The sequence below is a fragment of the Oceanipulchritudo coccoides genome, assembly GCF_010500615.1.
GTDB lineage: Bacteria > Verrucomicrobiota > Verrucomicrobiia > Opitutales > Oceanipulchritudinaceae > Oceanipulchritudo > Oceanipulchritudo coccoides.
In genome coordinates this window covers 697,531-719,671 of sequence record NZ_JAAGNX010000001.1, presented here as the reverse complement: position 1 = coordinate 719,671, position 22,141 = coordinate 697,531, and the positions used below count along the sequence as shown (strand labels likewise).

The window sequence follows — 22,141 nt, the reverse complement described above, 5'->3', positions numbered from 1 at the left end:
TTTCAGGACAATAGGGATTTTAAGGTCGTTAGATCAACTTTAGCGGATTGGTGAGCACTCTCATCAAGCAAATCCTTAAGGAGCATGGACTTTTTCATCTGCAATGCGAGCACCTTGTCCTCGACGGTGCCTTCTGTCACGAGTTTATAGCTGGTCACGGTACGATTCTGGCCAATCCGGTGAGCCCGGTCAGTCGCTTGGTCCTCCACGGCGGGATTCCACCAAGGATCGAAATGCACCACGGTATCGGCCCCTGTCAGGTTGAGTCCGGTGCCGCCGGCCTTGAGGGAAATCAAGCAGACGGAAATGGATTCATCCTCGTTGAAACGGTCACAGACGGCCAACCGGTCACGGGTTGATCCATCCAGATACTCATAACCGATCTCCTCCGCTTCAAACCATCCTCGAAGCCGCTTCAGTAATTTCACGAATTGAGAAAAGACAAGAATCCGGTGTCCTCCGTCGATTGCCTCCGACAGGAGTTCCTTGAAAACCCGGAATTTGCTCGAATCCTCCAAGGCGTACTCCGGGTTCAGGAGGCCAGGATCCGCACAGACCTGTCGAAGCCTCAGCAACTCCGTCAACATCGTGAAGCGCAGCCGATTTTCCGATGCGCCAGCAGCCGCCATTTGCAGGAGCGTCTGTTCGGTCTTTTCGCGAACACCCTGATACAAGTCACGCTGACCGGGCTCCAGCTCGCACCAGATGGTCTGCTCGATCTTTTCAGGCAGTTCCGGAGCGACCAAAGCCTTTCCACGGCGAAGGATGTAGGGTGCTGCCTTCTCCAGGTGCTGCTTGTCGTGCCAGGAACGGTCCTCGCCCCGCAGATCAGACGGCGGACGCTTCAGGTATCCGGGCAGGCAAAAATCAAAAAGGGCCCGCAAGTCCTCAATGGAGTTCTCAATTGGCGTTCCGGTGAGGATAAAGCGCGAAGAGGCGGCGATTGAGCGAAGAGAGCGGGCTGCGTGTGAACGACGGTTCTTCACGTGTTGTGCCTCATCCGCAATAGCCAGGGAAAAGGAGCACTTTTGAAACTGATCCCGGTCGTTGCGCAAGGTGCTGTAGGAAGTCAGGCAAAGGTCCTCGGGAATGGCGTCTTCATCCAGCTCGCTTCGACGGGAAGGACCATGATGCAAGTAAACGGACAATCCCGGTGCCCAGACAGATAATTCGCGTTGCCAATTCCCCAGAAGGCTCGCGGGAGCAACCACAAGACAGGGTCCTTTAAATTCGCCCTCGGCCTTCCAGCTCAGAAGCAATCCGATTGCCTGGATGGTTTTCCCAAGGCCCATTTCATCAGCCAGAATTCCGCCGAGTTGATTGCGGTAGAGGTGCCACATCCAGGCAACCCCGACCAACTGGTATGCCCGGAGGCGTTGGCTCACCTCTTCCAGTAGCGGAGGTTGTTCAAGCCTGCCCACTTCACGGATGGCCGCACTGCGTTTTTTCCAATCGTCAGGCAGATCAATCTCCAGATCAAGATCATCAATCAAGCCTTCCGTATGGGCGAGATCCGCGCTGGAAAGGCGGGCTTCGAAGACCCCCGTCATGGGCATGTGCGGATCCCCTCCCAATGAACGACTTGCCCGCTCAAATTGTTCAAGGGCAGCCTTCTCAATCAGGTAAATCAATTCATCCCCGACAATGTAATGGCGTCCCGTCAGCAAGGCATTACGGACATCACGCACCTCAATCCCCTCGGCCTTCATTTCCATCCGCAGAGAGAATTGATCACCTTGGCGGACCGTCTCACAGGTGAGCGGGACCGGCTTGATGATCGCCGTGCGCTGGCGGAAATTTTCGGTATATCCGGGATCGTAATTTGCCTCAAGGCGCTCACGGTTCAAGGCGAGAAAGTTCAACACCTTGTGCTGGTCCCTTAACCACCACTTGCCATTGCTGGGTTCCTTGCGAAACCCTTCCGAGCGCAACCAATCTGCGCAGCGCTTGTATTGGGGGTGTTCACGTTCACGCAAAAGGATAGAAAGAAACTTGGGTGAACCATCCACCACCATCCAGTTGTCCGGTAGCAAAACCCGTTCCGACACCGGTTGGCGGGTTCGAGGTGTCACGCTCCGACGCACCCCAGCCGGTCTGCGGGTCTGTCCCCTGCTAGGTATGGCTTGAGCAGGTGGCGTGTCCGGCAGCATCGGGAGAATCCGCTCCCGTATTTGCTCGAGTGGCGTTTCCTCTGGAGTCCCTTGGCCCTCACTAAACCGGATTGTATCGTCTGCAGTTTCGATAAGGAACTTCAACTGGTCCGGCTTTAACTGGATCACGCTGTAAAAGGATCCCCCGCAAATCCTTTCCAGGAAGGACAGGATCCGCCCGGCATTTTCAGTGATTCTGTAAGGTTTTCCCTTGAAGAGCTTTTCCGGGGAAAAGGCTTCCTTCCCGACAAGAAACTCCATTTTGACAACAATACCCTGGCGCTTAGCCGCTGCTTCCAGATTTGGCGGCAACCAGAAACGTGTGGAGAGGGTCTCTCCACTTTCGGCAATTTTCAGGCTACTGATTATGGGTCCATCATCTGGTTCTGGTATCTCTGCTTTCTCGACAGGCACCGCCGGGGGAATGGATTCCTCCTGCAAGATGTGTTTTCTCATGGCCAGACACAGGGCAAGAGCATGCGCACAAACTCTCCCGCTACTACCAACGCGGCACTGGCACTGGTTTTGTATGAAGGTCAGTGAGCGCAGATTCAAGGAGGGCTTGAAGAGCTGCCCATCGCCTGAAACCTCCCCGCTCAATACGGGATGTTCCCAACTCAGCTCACCGACACTATCAGCTTTGACAAGGTGCCGGGCCTCCCTGAGGTCGGTCCAGCTTCCCATTTCAGCCAGACTCTCGTTCGTGAAATCCGGAAAATCCAGCGTGCCCATCTCAGTCTATATCAATCAAAACGGAAGAGCACTTTGCCCAGGCGCGGCTTGGCCACCGTCTCAAAAGCGTTTTTGTAGTCATCGATTGAATACGTGCTCTCAACGGAGGGTTTGACAATGCCCTTCCCCATTAAATCGAAAATCTTGTCGAACATCACCTGCACGCGCGCTTTGGATTGGCCCCTCAGCCATTTGTCCATCCAGAATCCCTTCATCTCGAGACCGTTGAAGATCAATTGGCGCGTGGGAAAACGGACGGCATCAAAGGTCATCGCGCCAAAGGTGACATGCGTTCCATCCTCAGAAAGCGCGTTCACCAGTCTCAGGGCACTCTCCCCTCCAACCGAGTTGAGGGCCAGCTTGACAGGTTCTCCTCCGGTCAGCGCGGCGACTTTCTTCTCATAGCCCGAATCCTCCAACACAACGACGTCACCCCCGTGCTTGAGGAGTGGCTCCACAAGCTCTTCGCGACGAACGACGTTGAGGGTCTTCAATCCAAGATGCTGGGCCATTTCAATGACATGCAGACCCACCGCTGAGTTGGCGGCGTTTTGCACGACCCAGTCCCCATCATCCAAATGGGCGTCACGGAGAATTCTCCACGCTGTGGGGGGGTTCACCATCACCATGGCCGCCATTTCAACTGGAATCTCATTGGGAACCACCATCAAGTCAGCTGCCGGGACAGTCACTAAGGTCTGCCACGATCCCGCACTGCCGGGCACGACCACCCGGTCGCCCACCTTGAGGGAATCAACGCCACTCCCGGTTTCCACCACCTCGGCAACGCCTTCGCGGCCCCCAACAGCCGGTAAATCCGGTAACTTGCCATACTTTCCCAGAATCATCCCAATATCGGAGGGATGCACCGGGGCGGCCAACAGGCGCAGCTTGACCTCCCCGTTCCCCGGATCCGGAACAGGCCGCTCTTCAAGCTGGATCACATCAAGTGGCTTGCCGAAGGAAGAATATGTCAGGGCTGTTGATTGATTCATCGAGACCATCCTCATCCAGCTCAGGACAAATTTCCAGACTTAATCCTCTCACAAAAAACCTTTCGCAGGAGTTGCCTCTATCGCTCGAAGGGGTTGATTATTCCGTATGAGTACTACCCAACCGTTTCTAAAAAAAGAATTTGCCGTCAATTGGACCTCCCTGACCGCTGATCACGTCGTGCCCGACATGGAAGCGGCCATTGAGCAGGGCAGCGCCGCGCTTGCCGTAATCGAATCCCTGAAAGATGGCGAAGAGACCTTTGCCAACACCTTTCTGGCACTTGAGGTGGCCGGTGAGATTGTCTCAGCGCCCTGGTCCAAGGTGAACCATCTGGATTCCGTAAATGACCACCCCGAATTAAGAAAGGCCCACAAGGAGGTTCTTCCAAAGGTATCCGCCTATTTCTCGGCCATTCCCCTCAACCAGAAACTCTATGCGAAGCTGAGGAATTTTCGCGCCGGGGAGGGCTTTGATAAACTCGGCAAAGTGGAAAAACGCTTTGTGGAAGAGACCCTGAAAGACTTTGAGGACGCAGGGGCTAATCAGGACGACAAGACCCGCGATCGACTGCAGGCAATTGAGGCAACATTGGCGAAAGTCACGAAACAGTTCTCCGAGAATGTCCTCGATTCGACCAACAAGTACGAAAAGATTGTCGAGTCTGTCGATGAACTGAAGGGCCTCCCGGAGTCGTTTATTGAGTCGGCCCGCCTCTCCGCCCTGTCCAAGGGGCAAGGCACCGAGGAAAGTCCGAAGTACCGCTTCACCCTGCAAGCGCCATCCTTTTTCCCGGTGTTGCGCTTTGCCGATTCCGATTCCCTGAGGAAGGAGCTCTATGAAGCCTCCGCGAATGTGGCCAATACACCGGAGTTTGATAACGAGCCGTTGATCCGGGAAATCATCACCCTTCGCAATGAGAAGGCGAAGTTGCTAGGTAGAAAGGTCTTCCCCGATTGGGTCCTTTCAAGGAGAATGGCCAAGTCCGGCGCACAGGCCTTGCAATTTGTCGAGGATCTCCACAAGAAGACGCTCGGCGCCTTTAATAAGGAAAATGAGGAACTGATGGCCTACAAGGCAGCCAAAACCGGTGGCGAGAAAGGTCCGCTCCATCCATGGGAGATGAGCTACTGGGCTGAAAAGCTCCGCCTCGAAACCTATGATTTTGATGAGGAAATCCTGCGCCCCTATTTTCCTGTTCAGTCGGTCATGACCGGCATGTTCGCCCTTGTGGAGAAGATTTTCGGTATTTGCGTCGAGGAACAGACTGATCCCAAACCGAATACATGGCACGAATCAGTCCAGCTTTATAAAGTGACTGACGCCTCTTCGGGACGGCACCTCGGCTCCTTCTATGCGGATTGGTTTCCACGGGAGACCAAGCGCGGGGGCGCGTGGATGAATGGCTTGATTACGGGCAAATCCTCCGAAGGAGGTGAGCTGTCGCCGCACCTTGGCTTCATCGCAGGCAATTTGACACCACCCGTCGGCGACAAGCCGGCCCTGCTGAACCACCGCGACGTGGAAACGGTTTTCCATGAATTCGGGCATCTCCTCCACCACGTCCTGAGTGAGGTCAAGATTCGGAGCCTCTGCGGCACGAATGTGGCCTGGGATTTTGTCGAGTTACCGTCCCAGATCATGGAAAACTGGTGCTGGGAACGTGAGAGCCTCGATCTTTTTGCCCGGCACTATGAAACCGGTGAACCAATCCCGGAGGAACTCTTCCAGAAAATGAAGAAGGCCCGGAATTTTGGTGCTGGCGGGATGCAAATGCGCCAGCTGTGCTTTGCCAAACTGGATCTTGCCCTGCACTTGCGCTTTGATCCCGAACAAGACAAGGACTTCGACGCCTTCGTTAATTCCGAGATTGATGAATACCTGCCCCCGATGAGCAAGAAGTATCCAAGTATGGCACGCCGTTTTGAGCACCTGTTCTCAAGCTCCACCGGTTACGCCTCGGGATATTACAGTTACAAATGGGCGGAGGTCCTCGATGCGGATGCCTTTACCCGGTTTACCAACGAAGGAATCCTTAATCAACAGACGGGATTGGCCTTCCGGAATGAAGTCCTGGCACGTGGTAATTCCGATCAGCCGGAGAACCTCTTCAGGAGTTTCATGGGCCGTGACCCGGATCCGGAAGCCTTGCTTATTCGTCTTGGACTGAAGGCAAGTGCGTAGCGGCCTTCCGCCAACGCCTTACTCCATCCGGAGGGCGATAAACCCGCGATTACCACGGTAGACAACCCAGAGCTTATTCACCTTGCCGGGAACAAGCAGGTTGTTCAACTGACCGACTGTCTCAACCGGCTCATCATTCACCTCGAGAATGACCATTCCCCGGGCAAGAACCTGTGCGTGTGGCGACCGTGGATTGACTTCAGTAATGAGCAGGCCGGTGTCCACGTTGAGATTCCACTCGTCCTCAATAGCCGGAGTAACGGGCTCCAGCCCGACCCCGTCTATGGGGGACTCCTCACTGGTCACGACCGCCGTTGGATCATCGAGACTCCCAAGCGTGACCTTGAGGGTTTCCTCTTCACCTTCGCGGATGACCAGAACTGACACCTCAGTGCCGGGACGCAGGGATGCCACCTTGAGTCGCAGGTCGGCAACCGATTCAACCGGATAGTTGTCGATCTTGCGGATCACATCTCCCCGCTTCATTCCAGCGCGTGCGGCGGGCGTGCCTTCCTGGACAACCTCGACAAGCGCTCCATCAGTTGTTCCGGTCTGGAAGGCTTCTGCCATGTCCTGATTCAAGTCACTGATCGAGACCCCCAGATAACCACGGCGAACCTTCCCGTTTTCAATGAGCTCGAGGACGACAGTGCGGGCCAGGCTGGAAGGGACCGCAAAACCGATCCCGATATTGCCGCCGGTCTGCGAGAAAATTGCTGTATTGATACCAACCAGGCGCCCTTTTGCATCAACCAACGCTCCTCCGGAATTACCCCGATTGATGGCAGCATCTGTCTGGATAAAATTCTCGTAGCCCTGATTTCCAAGAAGGCCCAGATTGCTCCGCTTGGTCGCGGAAACAATCCCCATCGTGCTGGTCTGTCCCACCCCAAGCGGGTTACCAATCGCAAACACAATATCCCCGACCCGGAGCATATCGCTATCGGCCATCTGGATAAAAGGCAGGTCATCCTGCTCAATCTTCAGCAAGGCCACATCCGTTCGTTCATCTCGACCAACCAGAACGGCGTCCACCTGCGATCCGTCATCCAGATGCACGGTGATTTCGTCAGCCGGATCTCCAGATTCATCGGAAACCACATGGTTGTTGGTGAGAATGTATCCGTCGCTGGAAATAATAACGCCGGAACCGAGACCGTTCGGAATGCGCCGCTCGATGGGTTCCTCAGGAGCCTGACGCTGGCGGGGATTGGGTGTGCTGTCCGGCATGCCGTAATAGCGGCGCAGGAATTCCTCGATCGGGCTCCGGTTAGGATTCCGCATGATCTCCACGATGCTGGCTGTTGTCACGGAAACCACAGCCGAGCGGGCGGGCTCAAGAATATCCGCATAGCTGGCGAGATGCGGGGCTGAACCATCATCGACAGGTTCCGTGCTCAAAGGAAAATCCGTCTCTGCATGCAGCCCAGTGCCAGCAATGACCATTAGCCCGAGCGCAAAAAGCCGACGGGACGACGCGAAAGGTTTTGTGTGGGTGGATAGCTTCATAGTGTGTGAGATAATATTTTCCATTATCTCATTTGACGCAACCCCACCCGGGGAATTCAAAATTTCTTCCGGAAAACCGGATAAAGTGCGAAACAAAGGTCTTTAGAAGCCCTTGATGCGGAAAAGGGAGGTCACACTCTGGTGATTATTGATCCGCAACATGGCCTCACCCAGCAAGGGGGCAATCGACAGGATCGTAATGGGGAGGCCACGACAATCGACCGGCGTTGAATTGGTCGAAATCAGCTCATCCAGGAAGCCCTCCTGCATGCGCTCGTATCCCTTGCTATTGAGAACGGCGTGGCTCACGGCTGCACGGACCTTGGCGGCCCCGCGCTCCTTGAGTATCTTTGCGGCTGCCTGGAGTGTCCCGGCCGACTCCGTCAAGTCATCGACAATGAGAACGGACTTCCCTTCCACATCGCCCACGACACTCGTCGCTTCGACTTGCGTGGCGTCCATACGCTTCTTTGCGACAAAGCCAAAATCAGTACCCAGCATGGAAGCGTAAGCTGCCGCCATCTTGATGCCCCCGACATCCGGGGAGATGACAATCAGGTTCTCATCCTTGAATTTCTTCAGGTAATCAAAAAAGACTGTCGAGGCGTAGAGGTGGTCGACCGGTATATCAAAAAAGCCTTGGATTTGCGGTGCGTGCAGATCCATTGTCAGGACCCGGTTGGCGCCAGCAGTGACAAGCAGGTTGGCCACCAGCTTGGCCGTTATCGGGACACGCGGCTGGTCCTTGCGGTCCTGCCGTGCATATCCATAAAAGGGAACGACCGCATTGATCCGGTTGGCCGAGGCGCGACGAGCCGCATCAATCATGATGAGCAACTCCATCAGGTTATCGTTTGCCGGGGGGCAGGTTGGTTGAATGATAAAGACATCTTTTCCCCGGATATTTTCGTCAATCTTGACGAAGACTTCCTTGTCCGGAAAACGCTTCAAGGTGACGTGTGTGGGCTCCGTCCCGACAAACTCGCACACGGCCTTCGCAAGGGGAACATTCGCGCTCCCCATGAGTATTTTCATTTCACCAATTTGCATAAATCATCTCCAAGCGTTGAGAAATTCAATGCCGCCTTCCGCAAAACGGGGCAAACAAATATCTCCCAAATGCGCGCTTTTCACAGTTTGTCCTCAATCGCTTTCAGGCGTTCGGCAAGTTCCGGTAGTTTCTTCAGAAGAACCTGTTTGCGTAACTCCTCCCTATGAGGGCGGGCAGGCGTGCCACTGAGCACGGTTCCGGGCGGGATATCCTTGGTAATGCCGCTCTGCCCCGTGGCTGTGACCCCATCCCCGATCTTCAGGTGTCCGGCTATGCCCACTTGTCCGGCCAGCACCACGAAATTCCCCAGTTCTGCGCTACCGGAAATGCCGATGCAGGCGCATATGATGCAATGCTTCCCGACTTTCACATTGTGGCCAATCTGGACGAGATTATCGATTTTCGTCCCTTCCCCAATCCGGGTCTCCGAAAACCGGGCCCGGTCGATGCAGGCATTAGCGCCCACTTCCACGCTGTCCTCGATGACAACCTTACCAATCTGGGCCAGGCGGTGGTGGCCGGTCTTGTCCGAGTGAAACCCAAATCCGTCCGCCCCGATGACCGCTCCGGGAAAGAGGCAACAGGCCTTTCCGACGACGCAACCCCAGCCAATGACGACAGAGTGATGCAGGTGTGTTCCTTCCCCGACAGTGGCTCCATGCTCAACCCGCACGTTGGAATCAAGTATAGCGCCCTTGGCAATCCGCGCGTTTGCCCCAATGAGACAATTGGGCCCAATCGAGGCAGATGGATCGATTTCAGCCGTCGGGTCAACGATAGCGGTTGAATGAATCCCTGTCTGAAGGGCTGGAATGAGGACTCGCTCGAGGTGCTCACAAACCGTTCCCAAGGCAAGCGAGGGATCCTTGACCCGGACCCAGACTTGGTTCCCCGCTGGAGAGCCCGCTTGATCCTCCGAAAGCAGGACCACACTCGCCGCTGAATCATCGAGATGCTTGGCATATTTTCCAGTCGATAAGAATGTCAAATCTCCAGGCACTGCCTCCCGCAGGTCGGCAATTCCCGTGATCTCACCGTCATATTTCCCCTCAGCCACTGGATTTCCCAGCCAGTCAAGCAATTCCGTCACGGTCAGGCTCCATTTCATGCCTAGAACTTGTTCGCTCGGGAGAAAGGATTCAAATGTTTTTATGCAACAAAAAGCCCCGACCGCACAACATGGCGATCGGGGCTGATGATAAAGGGTATAAAACTGCTTAGTTATTCGGTGCGTCAGCGTTGAGCTTGATCATCACTTCATCGGTGATGTCGAGATCCGAGTCCGCATAAAGGACGGTTGGAACGCCGCTTCCGAGGATGTCGGAAGTGTCGAAAACGAGGTCAGCGCTGTGATCCTTGAGGGCAATGTCGTTGACGATTTTGACGATCTCTTCAATCAGCGTGTTCCGGATTTCCTGGCTGCGCTGGTTGAGATTGCCCATGGTCTGCTGCTGCCACTGCTGGAATTCAGCCTGCTTGGCACGGCCCTGCTCGGCGAGTGCCTGGAGCTCACCCTGCTTTTCAGCCTTGGAGTCTTCGGAAAGGACTGGATTCTGAAGCTCTTCCTGCATGGAGCGGATTTGCTCAGCCATTTCCTGCAGTTCCTTTTCCTTGTCCTGTGCTTCTGCCACGGCCTGCTCCCGGATGCTTTCCAGACGCTGGTTGGCCTCGCCGGATTTATAATACCCGTCGAAGAGCTTTTGCATACTGACGGTCACAACCGTCATCTCAGCAGAAGCCAGATTAAAAACGAGGGCGCCCATCAGGAAGACAGGCAGGAGGTATTTCTTAACATGTGTCATTGGTTCGATCTTGTGTTGGATTTGCGTTAAAGGTCAATGATGAACAGACCCCGGTAAACCGGTCTTTGTTCAAATTAAAAACGGGTTCCGAAGGAGAAATGGAATTGGCTGCCATCGTCATTGTCCGAAATGACATTGCCGTTTTCATCGAGAATCTGGGTTGTGGTGATCGGGATACCGAAATCCAGCCGGAGCGGATTGCCGAGCACGAGGAGGCGAATTCCGATCCCCCAATTGTCATTATAGGTGGAGGGACTGAAATCGAAGTCATCCACATTGACGAAGCCCCAATCGTAAAAGATAGCCAAACGGAGTGGATCCGCCACCTTGATGGAGTATTCAAGGCTCCCAAAACCATAGGAGTTGCCCCCGACTGGCTCGCGGCTGTCAACTGGCCCGACTTCCCGATAGTCAAAGCCGCGAACAGAATCCGGGCCACCAAGGTAAAAACGGTCGAAGAAAGGGACAGCCTGATCACTATATTCCCAGAGTGATCCAACCCGGCCCAAAATGGAAAGGACCTGATCACCAAACTCAAAGGTCGGGAGGAAGAATGCACTGCGCCCCTCTACCTTGATATATTCTGTGTCGCCACCGACCCCGGCAAAGGTTGTGGCCAGTGAAATCCGGCTTCCCCGCGTTGTGAAGATCAGATCATTACGCGTGTCCCTCCACAGGGTAAATGTGACTTTGGAGATGGAGCGGGGACTGCTTTCAGCCTCTGTCCGGATCAATTCAGGGGCGACAGCGGTAACGTCCTGAAGGTCGACAATTTCATACCGGTACGCGACCTGGCCATTGATCAAGCCAAAGAGACGCTTGCGGAGGTAAAGTTCCACCCCTGTGCGCAGCTCGTTGTAAGTGGAGCTGTTGAAGTCTGTCTCACGGCGAAAAAGCTCAAATCCGAATGCGAGGCGGCGCTCAAAGAGCCAGGGTTCTTCAAAGGCAAGGACAACCTCGTTTGAGGAGGAACCGACAGACCCCTTGAAACGGAACTTCTGCCCATCGCCCTGCATGAAGGGGGATCGGAATTTAAAAAGGTCGAAATTGGACTGGGAAATTTCGAAGAAAACAACCGCACTTTCCAGGGAGCTGAATCCTGCCCCGAACTGGAAGTTCCCTGTCCGGCCTTCCTTGAGGCGAACCTTGAGGTTCTTCTTGCCGGGGATATTGGTCGATTCGGGGGAAAGCTGCACCTCATCGAAGAAACGGGTATTCCTGAGAATAGCCTCACTATTCTTCATGTAGACCATGTTGAATACGCGCCCCGGTGAGAGGGCCAGCTCACGGATGACGACAATGCTTTTGGTTTTCGTGTTACCTTCGATAAGGATCGACTCGACCTCAAACTTGTCACTTTCGCGCACATTATAGATGAGATCGATGGCACCCGTTCCAATGTTGGCCCGGCGCTCCGGGCGAACGGAGGTTTCAAGATAGCCGACTGCCCCGTAGATATTGGAAATGCGTTCCACATCCTTATCCAGATCCTCAGGCGAGAACACATCCCCTGGAAGAAGACCCAGCGAAGCATAGAGGAGCGGCGTCGGAAAGACAGTGTTCCCCTCAAATCTGATATCTCCGACCCGATACTGGCGACCTTCGTCAATCCGGATTGTAATATCAATCTCTCCCGCGCTCGGGTAATCAAGGGTCACATTTGATTCAGGAATACTGACATCCAGATAGCCAGCATTCAGGTAAAGCGTGCGAAGCCGCTCCAGATCTTCCTGGAATTTCGCCTCATCGAAGCGGCCGGAACCCGTCAGCCAGGAGAGGAACCAGCGCTTGCGGGTCTCCATCTGTTTTTTCAAGGCACGGGCGGAGAAAGCGGTGTTCCCGACATAGGTAACTTCGTCAATCTTGAGTTTTTGTCCCTCGTTGATGAGAAATGTCACCACACCCTGCCCGTTCGTTGGATTCCGATCGATGGAATAGTCTACACGGGCCTCAGTGTAGCCCTTTTCGCGGTAGAAAGTCAGGATCTTGTCCGCATCGCGCCGGATTCGCCTTTCATCAAGGCTCTGCCCCACCCGGCTGTTCACCTCACGCCGCAGGCGACGGGTTTTCAGGCGGTCGTTTCCTTCGATGGCAATCTTTCCAATCTTGTAACGCGCCTGGACCGTGAAGATGACACGCACCTGACCACCGGCCATGTCCTCCGTTCGAGCCTCGATAAAATCGAACAACCGGGTATTATAAAGGCTCCTGACAGAACGATCGACCAGATTCTGGTTGAATGGCATTCCCTCACGGACCTGAAGGCGCGCCAGAATGGCCTCATCGCTGACGTTGCGGATATCGACAAACTCGATTTCGATATCGGAAACGATCGGGTCGTTTGCTTGGGCATTTAATCCCGTTGCTGAGGTCACAGCAAACAGGACAAAAAAAGTCAGGATCTGGAAAAGGCCTTTCATAAAATCAAGCATCAGGCTGTTGGGTGTAGTCTTCGAAGCGAGTAAATTCGGGGATGAAGGTCATGGATACAATGCCGGTTGGCCCATTCCGCTGTTTGGCAATAATGAGGTCCCGATCACGGGCGGCTTGCGGAACGGTAGGGTTATCTTCCGAGTTTTGCTTTGCGGCAAGAAGGAAAACCACATCCGCGTCCTGTTCGATCGAGCCGGATTCGCGCAAATCCGAGATCCGCGGCTGCCGATTCTCCTTTTCGGAGGCGCGGTTGAGCTGGCTCAGGACCAGAACCGGAACTTTGAGCTCCTTGGCCATGGCCTTGATTCCGCGACTGATCTCAGAGATTTGCTGCTCGCGGGGAACCCGGGGATCGGTCCCGCTGATCAGTTGAAGATAATCCACAACGATAAGGGAGACGTCATTCTGCTTCTTGACACGCCGTGCCTTGGCGCGCATCTGCAGGATGTTGAGACTGCTCGAATCATCGATCCAGATTGGAGCGTCATTAAGCTCCTTGGCAGTGGTATGGAGCATCCTCTGTTGTTCCGGGCTGATCATACGGTCGCGAACGCGACGCATGTTGACCCGGGCCCGGCCACAAAGCATCCGCATGGCGAGTTGCTCAGCGGGCATTTCAAGGCTGAAAACAAGAATTCCGCGGGCCTCTCCCTTCTTCGGTTTTGCCGCATTTTCGGCTATATTCATTCCGAGGGAGGTTTTTCCCATGGATGGCCTTGCCGCCAAAACCACCATCTGGCCGTTGTGCAGCCCAAAGGTCATCTTGTCGATGTCCTTATAGCCGGTCATGACTCCGGAATCCTGCTGGCCCAGCAAGATGTTCTGGATCAGGTTTTGCGCATCCCCAATCGCACTGTCAAATTTCTGGGTGGTATCGGCTGAGCCGTCCTCCTGGATGGAAAAAATACGTGCTTCGGCATCACCGAGAAAATGATCCAGCTGATCCTGGTTGGCGTAGGCCTCTTCCGCAATGTTCGATGTGGTCAGGATCAGGCGTCTCAAAAGCCATTTTTTCCGGACAATCTCCCTCCAGTGGCTGGCGTTGGCAAAGGACTCGATGCGGCTGCTCAGGCGCGTGAGCTGGCTGGCTCCGCCAATCAATTTTAAAAGAGGGGTTTTGGGATCGGAAATTGACTGCTTGTTCTTGAGCCAATCAATGCTGCCGATTGTCCGGCTGGAAAGGGCGTCCAGAGTGGTCACCTCATCGACCGCACTATTGGCCGAGTACAAGTCCATCATCACTTGGAAGATGACCTTGTTGGTCGGCACAAAAAACGACTCGGCACGCAGACCCGCTTCCATGCAGGCAGAAATGACATCCTGCCCGGGATCGATCAGGCAGGCCCCAAGCAGGCCTTCCTCGGCCTCCGGGCTATGTGGTGGAATCTTTCCGCGCTCGTCAGTCATGGCCGATCTGATGCGTCAGGATTTCCTCCACGATACTTGCGACTTGACCCTCTGTCAGGAACTCAGGATTCAGCAGGTTCTTCCCCGTCTTCCTCAATCGGATTTTCGGAGACCACCTCAAATTCGAAGTCCACGCTCACTTCCGGGTGGAGGCGGATACGGGTTGTGTGCTTACCAAGACTCTTGACCGGTGTGTAAAGATTGACCTGCTTCTTTTCGAGCTCGACCCCATTCTCAGCGATCCGGCTGACAAGCTCCTGTGCGGTCACAGAACCGAACATCTTGCCGCCCGGGCCGGTCTTCACGGCGAAGGCGATGTTGATCGGCTCAAGTTTGGCAGCAACGGCCTGGGCCGCTTCCAGTTCGGAGGCGCGGCGCTTTTCGGCACGGTCCTTAAGGGATTCGATCTGCTTGCGGTTGGCCCGGGTCACGGGAATCGCGATCCCGCGGGGGAGCAGGTAATTGCGGGCATAACCCGTCTTGACATTTACGGTATCGCCCTCGTCGCCAAGGTGATCAACCTGTTTAAGTAATAGAAGTTCTGAATTAGCCATGAGTTTGTTTCTCCTCTGGTAAAGATTGGTATGATTAAATGGATGTCAGTAATTAAAAAGGAATATCGTCATCCCCTTTAAGCGTATTGTCCTTGGAAGGCTGTGGCTTCGGAGCGGTTGCCTCGCTGCTTTTGCTTTCAGGTGCTGCAGACCGCCCGCCCATGAGCTGGAAATTTTCCAGAACAACACTGAGCTTGGAACGGTTTTCGCCATTGCTGGTCTGCCACTGATCAAGACGAAGGCGACCTTCGACTAACAGCGGGGAGCCCTTTTCGCAGTAGCGCTCGAGTGTTTCCGCCTGGGTACCAAAGGCATCGATATCAACAAAAGTCGTCTCCTCCTTCAGCTCATTGTCCCGCGTCCGGTATTTCCGGTTCACGGCAAGGCCGAATTTAGCGATCTTGAGGCCTGAAGGCGTGGTCCGGACTTCCGGGTCACGGGTCAGGTTGCCCATCAGAATGACTTTATTGAAGGATGCCATTTGCTTCTCCTCCCAATTAGGCGGACTGGACCAAAATTCGCTTGATCTGCTTATCGAGGCGGATGCGCTCCTGCAGGTCGCCCGGGAAGCTGGGAGGGCCCGAGGCTTCGACAAGGAGGTACGTATCTCCAGTGTGATCCTTTTCTGTCACACGGATGAATTCCTGGCGACCCAGGTTTTCCATGGCCGAGACTTCTCCACCGAGTTCTGTGAGCATCGTGGTCACCTTCTCCTGAAGGGATTCCACGGGTGCATCGTATCCACGGGTGTCGAGGATAACGGTTAATTTATATTTCCTGCTGATTTGGCTCATTCTTTTGAATGCGTTGATTAATGGTGTTGATAGCGAGGTCTGGACCCTGCTGAACAATTAAATTGAGTTCAGACAAAATTCGTTCCCAGCAATTGGCGAGAGTGTTTGTTTCATCGGGTGAAAATTTACCCAGAACGTAGTCGGTCATGCCCATCGGGGTCGGATTGGGAGGGGCGATTCCAATGCGAAACCTTGGAAATGCTGGTCCCATCCGCTGGATGATATCCTCGACACCATTATGCCCCCCAGCGCTTCCGGCCAGGGAGAGCTTCGTGCGGCCCAATTCCAATTGGAACTCGTCCACAACGACCAAAACAGAGGCTGGCAACCACTTGTAGAAGCGGCATACATTGCCAATAGCCTTTCCGCTGGCATTCATGTAGGTCTGCGGCTTGAGCAGCAGAACCGGATTACCAGCGATGACGATGGAGGCGGCGTGGGCACAAAAGCGATTCTCCTGCTTCCATGAAGCGGAATGGGCAGCGGCGAGGTAATCGACCGCGGCAAAACCTATATTGTGGCGTGTCCCATCGTATCGCGTCCCGGGGTTTCCCAGTCCGGCGATGACACGCACCGTAGACATGCAAAGAACAATTGTGAAAAGAAGGGTTACTTCTCTTCGGAGTCAGATTCGGACTCGGATGAGTCTGTAGAGGTTTCTTCCCCTTCGGAAGCGGCAGCGGCAGCGGCAGCCTCTTCAGCAGCAGCTTCCTCTTCCTCCTCGGTCAAGCCACTGGCACCAGCGGAAGCTCCAACACAACCAACAACCACCAGGTCGGAGTCGTCAAGGAAGGTGACTCCTTCGGGGGCAGTCACTTCTTCCAAGTGAATGGATTTGCCGATTTCCAGGGCCGTCACATCAATTTCGATAAATTCAGGCAGATTGCGAGGGCGACAACGTACGCGGAGCGTGTTGGCGCTGACTTCGAGAACACCGCCGTAATTGCGGACACCGTCAGCGATCCCCTTTGTATGGACCGGTATATCCACTTCCATGTCCTGACCTCGGACAATTTCCTTAAAGTCAATGTGCACGAAAGAATCGTTACGCGGATTGCGCTGAAGTTCCTGGATAATGGCGTAAATCGCATCATCCTCGCCCTCGCCTTTCAGCTCAAGAAGAGCCGCGCTGCCCGAAAACTTCCGGTAAGCCATCTTGAACTCATGTGCGTTCAGGGCCAGATTGCGGGAGCCGGATTCGCCGTAGATAACGGCCGGAATGGTTCCATTCTGTCGCAAGTGCTTGCTCGCAGTCCGACCCAGGTCGTTGCGTGGTTTTGTGGTGAGAGTAATTTGTTTCATTGCCTAAAGCTTGTCTTCGTTCTCGATTTATCGATCAGGGAAAAGGAGTGACGGATACGAATGCGCCCAATGAACGCAAATCAAAAGTTCGGGAATTTTTAAATCCTGGGGGACAAAGGTCTGAAAAGCGCTTAATTTCTGCTTGCCAAGAGAATGGGCACTTTCCAGATTTCAGCCCTTTTACCAAAGGCCACCCTAGCTCAGTTGGTAGAGCAGCTCATTCGTAATGAGCAGGTCGTCGGTTCGAATCCGATGGGTGGCTCCATCCTTCGCCCCGACAGGGTCGGGGCTTCGGCTGGCAAGCCATCCTGAGTGTGACAGGCTTCTCGAGTTGGACAAGGCCATCCTGGGTGTGACAGGCGTCTCGCCTGTCTCCTCAAGCCGGTGCTGGTGCCGTGTCCGCAGCCAGTTCCCCATCATCCTTGGAATCGTCCTCGGCCTTTTTGGCCTTTGGTTCCTCCTCGGGTTCCTCGTCATCGCCGCTACCAGCCTTGTCCTGGATTGTCTCGATCGGGGAACGAATCTCCCCATGCTCGATAATCTCATGTACGTGGACGCCCTCGATCGTTTCGTGTTCAAGGAGCGCTGCAGCGATCTTCTTCAAGGCATCCCGATGGTTTTCAATAATCTCCTTGGCCCGCTCGTACTGTGCTTTGACGATCTCGCTGATTGCAGAATCAATCTTCTCGGCCGTCGCCTCGCTGAAATTCTGAGTCCGGTTAATCTCCTTGCCGAGAAAGACATGTTCCTGGTTTTCGCCAAAAGCGACCGGTCCCAAGTCACTCATTCCCCAATCGCAAACCATGTGGCGTGCAATTTTCGTAGCTTGCATGATGTCGTTAGCCGCACCGTTGCTGTAGTCATTTGTCTCCAATTCCTCACCGATACGACCAGCCATGGCACAGCAGATCTGGTTGACGAGGTTCTTTCGTGACTGCCCGAGAATGTCCTTTTTGGGAAGCATCATGGTCAGGCCGAGAGCACGACCCCGGGGGATGATAGTGACCTTGTGCAGAGGCAAATGGCCGTCATCTATGATCGCCTGGACAAGGGCGTGTCCCGCTTCATGGAAAGCCGTCATGCGCTTGTCGTCATCATCCATCAATTTCCGCCGCTCGCGCCCGAAAGCGATCTTGTCGCGGGCTTCCTCAATATCGTGGCGATCCACCACCTTTTTATTATACCGGGCGGCGATCAAGGCGCTCTCATTAAGCAGGTTGGCCAGATCAGCGCCGGAAAAACCGGGCGTATTACGTGCCACGGTGAGCAAGTCCACTTCTTCACCCAGCTTGATCTTCTTGGCGTGCACCTTCAAAATTGCTTCACGCCCATGCAGGTCGGGAAGATCAATCATGATTTGGCGGTCAAACCGTCCGGGCCGCAAAAGCGCACTGTCAAGCACGTCGGGACGATTGGTGGCAGCGACAATAATGACGCCTTCATGCCCATCAAACCCGTCCATTTCGACGAGGAGCGAATTAAGGGTCTGCTCGCGCTCGTCATTTCCGCCGCCAAGTCCGGCGCCACGCTGCCGACCAACGGCATCAATTTCGTCGACAAAGATAATGCAGGGAGCGTTTTTCCGGCCCTGCTCAAACATATCGCGAACACGGGCTGCCCCGACACCGACAAACATTTCGACAAAATCAGATCCGCTGATGCTGAAAAAGGGAACATCCGCCTCTCCGGCAATGGCGCGGGCCAAGAGAGTTTTACCAGTCCCGGGAGACCCAATCAGGAGGGCTCCCTTGGGAATGCGTCCACCAATCTTCTGGAATCGCTTGGGATCTTTGAGGAAGGTCACAATTTCGGCGACTTCCTCCTTTGCCTCATCGCAACCCGCCACTTCCTTAAAAGTGACCTTTTCACGATCCCTGGTAAGCATGCGGGCTTTACTCTTTCCAAAATTCATCGCCCCACGACCGGCGCTCCGGAGCTGGCGAACAAAGAGGAAATAAAGAATGACCACGATCAGGATGATCGGCAAAAGCGTGAGCAAAAGATCCGCGATCAGCGTGCTTGCCGGCTCTTCCTTGAAAAGGCCGGAGGTTTGAAGAACCTGCAGGGAATCATCCGTGAGTTGTCCCTCAGCGATGAAGGCGATATCCTCCCCACCCGACTGCTTGAGCAATCCGCGAATTTCATGCCACTTGGTCCCTCCCTGAGGGGCTGACTTGATCGTTGCCCCGGAAATAATTCGGCTGTCCTCGCCCTTCTGGGCTTCCTGAAGAACTTCCCGGATGGTCAATTCATCCGGCTTCTGAAGATCCGAATTTGCAAAATACAGCAGGGTGAAAATGACAAAGAAGACCAGAAGCCAGATGCTCAGCATCCGGAATTGGCCGCCATTATTGAGAGGCTTATTGCGCTTTTGATTTGGTAATTCCGCCATGATACAGTGGGAAAAGTGATCATTGCCTATGGTAAGTCAACTTCAGAGCAGAATTGCCATGAGGCTGAATCCGAGCTTCCTCGCTGGGTGGAAAGCCGGGGATCCATAGAATTTCATTTTGCCTATTTAGTAAGACTGGCAAAGTCCGTTTTTGTTCAGGCCGGAGTTTTGCATCGGTGAACAGATCCTGCAGTTTGCGTCGTCCGGGTGCGCCCAGTGGCTGATAGCGGTCACCCGGTTCCCATTGTCGAACATGTATGCAGGACGGCCATTCAGCGATGTATGCCTCATTAGCCGGGTCAGCTTGCTGATATGCTGGAACCGGAGAATTTTGCCAATCGACCCGCTCCGCGCTGAGCCAGCTTCCATCAGGCAGGAAAAGGGGCCCGGCCGACCATGACCAATTGGCTCCACCTGACCAGTCGCGCGGGAGCTCGGGTTGCTCCGGTCGCAAATGCAGTTGCCAGTTGGAATTGATGGCGAGGACAAGGTGATCCCCGATTGAATAACTGGCCTTTTGGCAGCCATCACAAAATGCATGCAGCAGGCCTTCAAGAATGGCCGTATCGAGCCGCCGCTCGGAATGATGACGGATCCACCAGGACATGATTGCCCGCCTGACCAGCGCCCGTGGCTGTTCCGCCAAGGGTCCGAGGTCAATCCGTAGGGGATCATCGAAATTCAGCGAGAAAGTATCTAAAACGTAATCAAGCGCCTCAACCGACTCCTTCATGCGGGTCTGCGTATGGGCGCTGGCAGCGTAGATATCCTGTGGGAATCCTGTGCGCAAACTGGGTACTAATTGATGTCGGATCCAATTACGGGTGTAAGCCGTGTCGCTGTTGCTCTCATCCTCGCGCCAGGGCGCTTCAACGGTCCGGAGAAGTTTTTCGATTTGCCGGCGGCGCAGGGCAAGCAGTGGCCGCAAACGGACTTGCTTACCGCTGAAATGCTTAACCGGAAGGGGGGCAGCAAGGCCAGCCGGTCCCGATCCGCTAAAAAGGGCCATGAGTTGGGATTCGATCAGGTCGTCAGCATGATGCCCAAGACAGAGGGCCCCTGCCCCAACTTTCTTGTAAACCTCACTCATCCAGGCGTATCGCAGGGCACGAAGGCTGTGTTCATCCACAGGGACTGGTGATTCAGCACGACTGGAGTGGAAAGGCAGCCCGATCTCCCGGGCGAAAGCAGAGACGAAGGCCTCGTCCTCTTCGGAAGCATCCCCCCGCAATGAATGATTGAAATGCACGATCTGGAGGCGATTTCCGGCATCCTCAAGCCGGGCCAGCAGGGCAAGAACCAGAAATATCGAATCGGCCCCACCGGAACACCCAACGAGAACGGTCTGTGACGAAGGAATGCCTTTGAGGTAATCAAGGGCCTCCTGCCTGAGTGGCAGATCCCCGATTTCGCCGGCAAAACGCGCGGCGAGACTTTTCCAAGCTGTCATGAGCCTACGCCCCGGGAGGCGTCAGGCGGTCACTCCCGAAATGCGGGACCAGCGCATCGGGAAGCAAAACGCTACCGTCGGCTTGAAGGTTATTTTCGAGAATGGCGGCAAGAACGCGAGGAATGGCGAGCCCGGAACCATTAAGAGTATGAACCACCTGTAGTTTGCCGTTTTCGTCGCGGAAGCGGATATTGGCCCGCCGGGCCTGGAAATCGGTAAACCAGCTCGCACTGGAAACTTCCAGCCAACGCTTCTGGCCGCCTGCCCATACTTCGACATCGTATTGTTTGGCATGCGGAAAGCCAATGTCCTTGGAGCACATCAGGAGCGTCCGGTACGGCAAACCGAGTTTTTCGACCAGCATCTGGATATGTTCGCGCAATTCCTCAAGGGCTTCCGCGCCTTTCTCCGGATGGACCCATTCGACGAGTTCAACCTTGTCGAACTGATGGACCCGGTTGAGCCCGCGGACATCCTTCCCGTAGCTGCCGGCTTCACGCCGGAAGCAGGGCGAATAAGCGCAGGCCTTCAAGGGGAGCGAATCGGTTGAGACAACCTCATCGCGATAGAAGTTGGTCACAGGAACCTCCGCGGTCGGGATCAGGTAAAGGTTATCCTCAAGGACGTGATACATTTGCCCTTCCTTGTCGGGGAGCGCACCCGTAGCCATGGCACTGGCGGGATTCACGCACAGCGGCGGATGAATTTCCTCAAATCCCGCACGGGTATTTTCCTCTAGGAAGAAATCGAGCAAGCTGCGGACCAGACGGGCCATCTGGCCACGGAAAACCGGCCACCCGGCACCCGTGATCTTGGTACCACGTTCAAGATCCACATAGTGCGAAAACCATGAAATGTCGTAGTGAGGCGCCGCATCCGGGGACACCGCCTCAACATCGCCGTGCGAATGAAAGACGACGTTGTCGTCTTCGGATTCCCCATCGGGGACGGAAGGATCCGGAATATTGGGAACAGCGAGGTACGCTGCGTCCCATTCGGTCTCCACTTCCGCCTGCTGGGACTGCAAGGCCTTTACCTGCTGGGCCAGTCCGCGCATTTCCTCGAGCTTGGCCTTGAAGGCGTCGGACCCCTTGTCGAGCTTGGCCATTTCGGCATTGGCCGCCTTCTGGGCTGCTCGCTTTTCCTCAGCATCACGAATAATGGTCCGCCGGCGTTCATCCAGCTCCATGACCACATCGAGGTCACAGGAAAACTTCTTCCGGGCAATACCTGCACGAATTGTTTCCTGATTCTCACGGAAAAATCTTAAATCCAACATAGGCGATGACGATGCAAATGCGCACAGAGCTGGAAAGCGCAAAATTTGAGGAAAGCTCAATGAGGCGTTGCCAAAGAGTCGGGCCCAAGGAGTCGGCGCAAGGAGTCGG

17 protein-coding genes and 1 tRNA gene are annotated in these 22,141 nt (G+C 54.7%); 2 read left to right on the top strand and 16 right to left on the bottom strand.

The window, feature by feature from the left end; translation table 11 throughout:
- Positions 1–2: 2 nt before the first annotated feature.
- Both G0Q06_RS02860 and G0Q06_RS02855 read right to left on the bottom strand, forming a co-directional pair.
- Complete coding sequence (locus tag G0Q06_RS02860; protein ID WP_163962269.1) at positions 3–2,882, bottom strand: DEAD/DEAH box helicase; 2,880 nt, start codon at positions 2,880–2,882, stop codon at positions 3–5.
- A gap of 11 nt (positions 2,883–2,893) precedes the next feature.
- Complete coding sequence (locus G0Q06_RS02855; RefSeq protein ID WP_163962268.1) at positions 2,894–3,877, bottom strand: MDR family NADPH-dependent oxidoreductase; 984 nt, start codon at positions 3,875–3,877, stop codon at positions 2,894–2,896.
- 106 nt (positions 3,878–3,983) lie between these two features.
- Here G0Q06_RS02855 and G0Q06_RS02850 point away from each other — a divergent pair, with 106 nt between their 5' ends.
- The gene (locus tag G0Q06_RS02850; RefSeq protein WP_163962266.1) at positions 3,984–6,059 is read left to right on the top strand and encodes a M3 family metallopeptidase; all 2,076 of its coding nucleotides are present in this window, start codon (positions 3,984–3,986) and stop codon (positions 6,057–6,059) included.
- 18 nt (positions 6,060–6,077) lie between these two features.
- On the opposite strand, the gene G0Q06_RS02845 is transcribed toward G0Q06_RS02850, so the two are convergent.
- From G0Q06_RS02845 to G0Q06_RS02795, 11 genes are all read right to left on the bottom strand, one after another.
- On the bottom strand, positions 6,078–7,568 hold the full coding sequence (locus G0Q06_RS02845; RefSeq protein ID WP_163962264.1) for a Do family serine endopeptidase: 1,491 nt from the start codon (positions 7,566–7,568) through the stop codon (positions 6,078–6,080).
- A 102-nt stretch (positions 7,569–7,670) separates the two neighbouring features.
- Positions 7,671–8,618, bottom strand: coding sequence for a ribose-phosphate diphosphokinase (locus tag G0Q06_RS02840; RefSeq protein WP_163962262.1), 948 nt, complete (start codon positions 8,616–8,618; stop codon positions 7,671–7,673).
- An 80-nt stretch (positions 8,619–8,698) separates the two neighbouring features.
- The gene (gene lpxD, locus G0Q06_RS02835) at positions 8,699–9,727 is read right to left on the bottom strand and encodes a UDP-3-O-(3-hydroxymyristoyl)glucosamine N-acyltransferase (protein ID WP_163962260.1); all 1,029 of its coding nucleotides are present in this window, start codon (positions 9,725–9,727) and stop codon (positions 8,699–8,701) included.
- A gap of 109 nt (positions 9,728–9,836) precedes the next feature.
- Positions 9,837–10,421 (bottom strand): OmpH/Skp family outer membrane protein, encoded by a 585-nt coding sequence (locus G0Q06_RS02830; RefSeq protein ID WP_163962258.1) that lies wholly within the window; start codon positions 10,419–10,421, stop codon positions 9,837–9,839.
- A gap of 74 nt (positions 10,422–10,495) precedes the next feature.
- Positions 10,496–12,841 (bottom strand): outer membrane protein assembly factor BamA, encoded by a 2,346-nt coding sequence (gene bamA / locus G0Q06_RS02825; RefSeq protein WP_163962257.1) that lies wholly within the window; start codon positions 12,839–12,841, stop codon positions 10,496–10,498.
- A gap of 4 nt (positions 12,842–12,845) precedes the next feature.
- Positions 12,846–14,261 (bottom strand): replicative DNA helicase, encoded by a 1,416-nt coding sequence (dnaB, locus tag G0Q06_RS02820; protein ID WP_163962255.1) that lies wholly within the window; start codon positions 14,259–14,261, stop codon positions 12,846–12,848.
- A gap of 62 nt (positions 14,262–14,323) precedes the next feature.
- Positions 14,324–14,815, bottom strand: a complete 492-nt coding sequence (gene rplI / locus G0Q06_RS02815) for a 50S ribosomal protein L9 (RefSeq protein WP_163962252.1) — start codon at positions 14,813–14,815, stop codon at positions 14,324–14,326.
- Between the two features lie 52 nt (positions 14,816–14,867).
- Positions 14,868–15,296 (bottom strand): single-stranded DNA-binding protein, encoded by a 429-nt coding sequence (locus G0Q06_RS02810; RefSeq protein WP_163962250.1) that lies wholly within the window; start codon positions 15,294–15,296, stop codon positions 14,868–14,870.
- A 16-nt stretch (positions 15,297–15,312) separates the two neighbouring features.
- Positions 15,313–15,609 (bottom strand): 30S ribosomal protein S6, encoded by a 297-nt coding sequence (locus tag G0Q06_RS02805; RefSeq protein ID WP_163962247.1) that lies wholly within the window; start codon positions 15,607–15,609, stop codon positions 15,313–15,315.
- Complete coding sequence (pth, locus tag G0Q06_RS02800) at positions 15,584–16,192, bottom strand: aminoacyl-tRNA hydrolase (RefSeq protein ID WP_163962245.1); 609 nt, start codon at positions 16,190–16,192, stop codon at positions 15,584–15,586. The genes G0Q06_RS02805 and pth overlap by 26 nt, the downstream gene beginning before the upstream one ends.
- A 26-nt stretch (positions 16,193–16,218) precedes the next feature.
- Positions 16,219–16,911 (bottom strand): 50S ribosomal protein L25, encoded by a 693-nt coding sequence (locus tag G0Q06_RS02795; RefSeq protein WP_163962243.1) that lies wholly within the window; start codon positions 16,909–16,911, stop codon positions 16,219–16,221.
- A gap of 189 nt (positions 16,912–17,100) precedes the next feature.
- On the opposite strand from G0Q06_RS02795, the gene G0Q06_RS02790 reads away from it, so the two are divergent.
- Positions 17,101–17,176 (top strand) — tRNA-Thr (locus G0Q06_RS02790).
- Between the two features lie 111 nt (positions 17,177–17,287).
- Here the strand turns inward: G0Q06_RS02790 and ftsH are convergent.
- Genes ftsH through serS form a run of 3 tightly spaced genes read right to left on the bottom strand, consistent with a single transcriptional unit; the run spans position 17,288 to position 22,032 of the window.
- Entirely contained in the window at positions 17,288–19,303 is a 2,016-nt protein-coding gene (gene ftsH / locus G0Q06_RS02785) for an ATP-dependent zinc metalloprotease FtsH (protein ID WP_163962242.1), read from the bottom strand.
- Between the two features lie 19 nt (positions 19,304–19,322).
- Positions 19,323–20,753, bottom strand: a complete 1,431-nt coding sequence (tilS, locus tag G0Q06_RS02780) for a tRNA lysidine(34) synthetase TilS (RefSeq protein WP_163962240.1) — start codon at positions 20,751–20,753, stop codon at positions 19,323–19,325.
- A gap of 4 nt (positions 20,754–20,757) precedes the next feature.
- Positions 20,758–22,032, bottom strand: a complete 1,275-nt coding sequence (gene serS, locus G0Q06_RS02775) for a serine--tRNA ligase (protein WP_163962238.1) — start codon at positions 22,030–22,032, stop codon at positions 20,758–20,760.
- Positions 22,033–22,141 lie beyond the last annotated feature (109 nt).

Bases quoted from the DNA above. Each gene is read 5' to 3' on its own strand.
- serS (WP_163962238.1), bottom strand. From the start codon at position 22,032: ATGTTGGATTTAAGATTTTTCCGTGAGAATCAGGAAACAATTCGTGCA.
- G0Q06_RS02840 (WP_163962262.1), bottom strand. From the start codon at position 8,618: ATGCAAATTGGTGAAATGAAAATACTCATGGGGAGCGCGAATGTTCCC.
- G0Q06_RS02860 (WP_163962269.1), bottom strand. From the start codon at position 2,882: ATGGGCACGCTGGATTTTCCGGATTTCACGAACGAGAGTCTGGCTGAA.
- tilS (WP_163962240.1), bottom strand. From the start codon at position 20,753: ATGACAGCTTGGAAAAGTCTCGCCGCGCGTTTTGCCGGCGAAATCGGG.
- G0Q06_RS02810 (WP_163962250.1), bottom strand. From the start codon at position 15,296: ATGGCATCCTTCAATAAAGTCATTCTGATGGGCAACCTGACCCGTGAC.
- G0Q06_RS02845 (WP_163962264.1), bottom strand. From the start codon at position 7,568: ATGAAGCTATCCACCCACACAAAACCTTTCGCGTCGTCCCGTCGGCTT.
- dnaB (WP_163962255.1), bottom strand. From the start codon at position 14,261: ATGACTGACGAGCGCGGAAAGATTCCACCACATAGCCCGGAGGCCGAG.
- lpxD (WP_163962260.1), bottom strand. From the start codon at position 9,727: ATGAAATGGAGCCTGACCGTGACGGAATTGCTTGACTGGCTGGGAAAT.
- G0Q06_RS02795 (WP_163962243.1), bottom strand. From the start codon at position 16,911: ATGAAACAAATTACTCTCACCACAAAACCACGCAACGACCTGGGTCGG.
- G0Q06_RS02830 (WP_163962258.1), bottom strand. From the start codon at position 10,421: ATGACACATGTTAAGAAATACCTCCTGCCTGTCTTCCTGATGGGCGCC.
- ftsH (WP_163962242.1), bottom strand. From the start codon at position 19,303: ATGGCGGAATTACCAAATCAAAAGCGCAATAAGCCTCTCAATAATGGC.
- rplI (WP_163962252.1), bottom strand. From the start codon at position 14,815: ATGGCTAATTCAGAACTTCTATTACTTAAACAGGTTGATCACCTTGGC.
- pth (WP_163962245.1), bottom strand. From the start codon at position 16,192: ATGTCTACGGTGCGTGTCATCGCCGGACTGGGAAACCCCGGGACGCGA.
- G0Q06_RS02805 (WP_163962247.1), bottom strand. From the start codon at position 15,609: ATGAGCCAAATCAGCAGGAAATATAAATTAACCGTTATCCTCGACACC.
- bamA (WP_163962257.1), bottom strand. From the start codon at position 12,841: ATGAAAGGCCTTTTCCAGATCCTGACTTTTTTTGTCCTGTTTGCTGTG.
- G0Q06_RS02850 (WP_163962266.1), top strand. From the start codon at position 3,984: ATGAGTACTACCCAACCGTTTCTAAAAAAAGAATTTGCCGTCAATTGG.
- G0Q06_RS02855 (WP_163962268.1), bottom strand. From the start codon at position 3,877: ATGAATCAATCAACAGCCCTGACATATTCTTCCTTCGGCAAGCCACTT.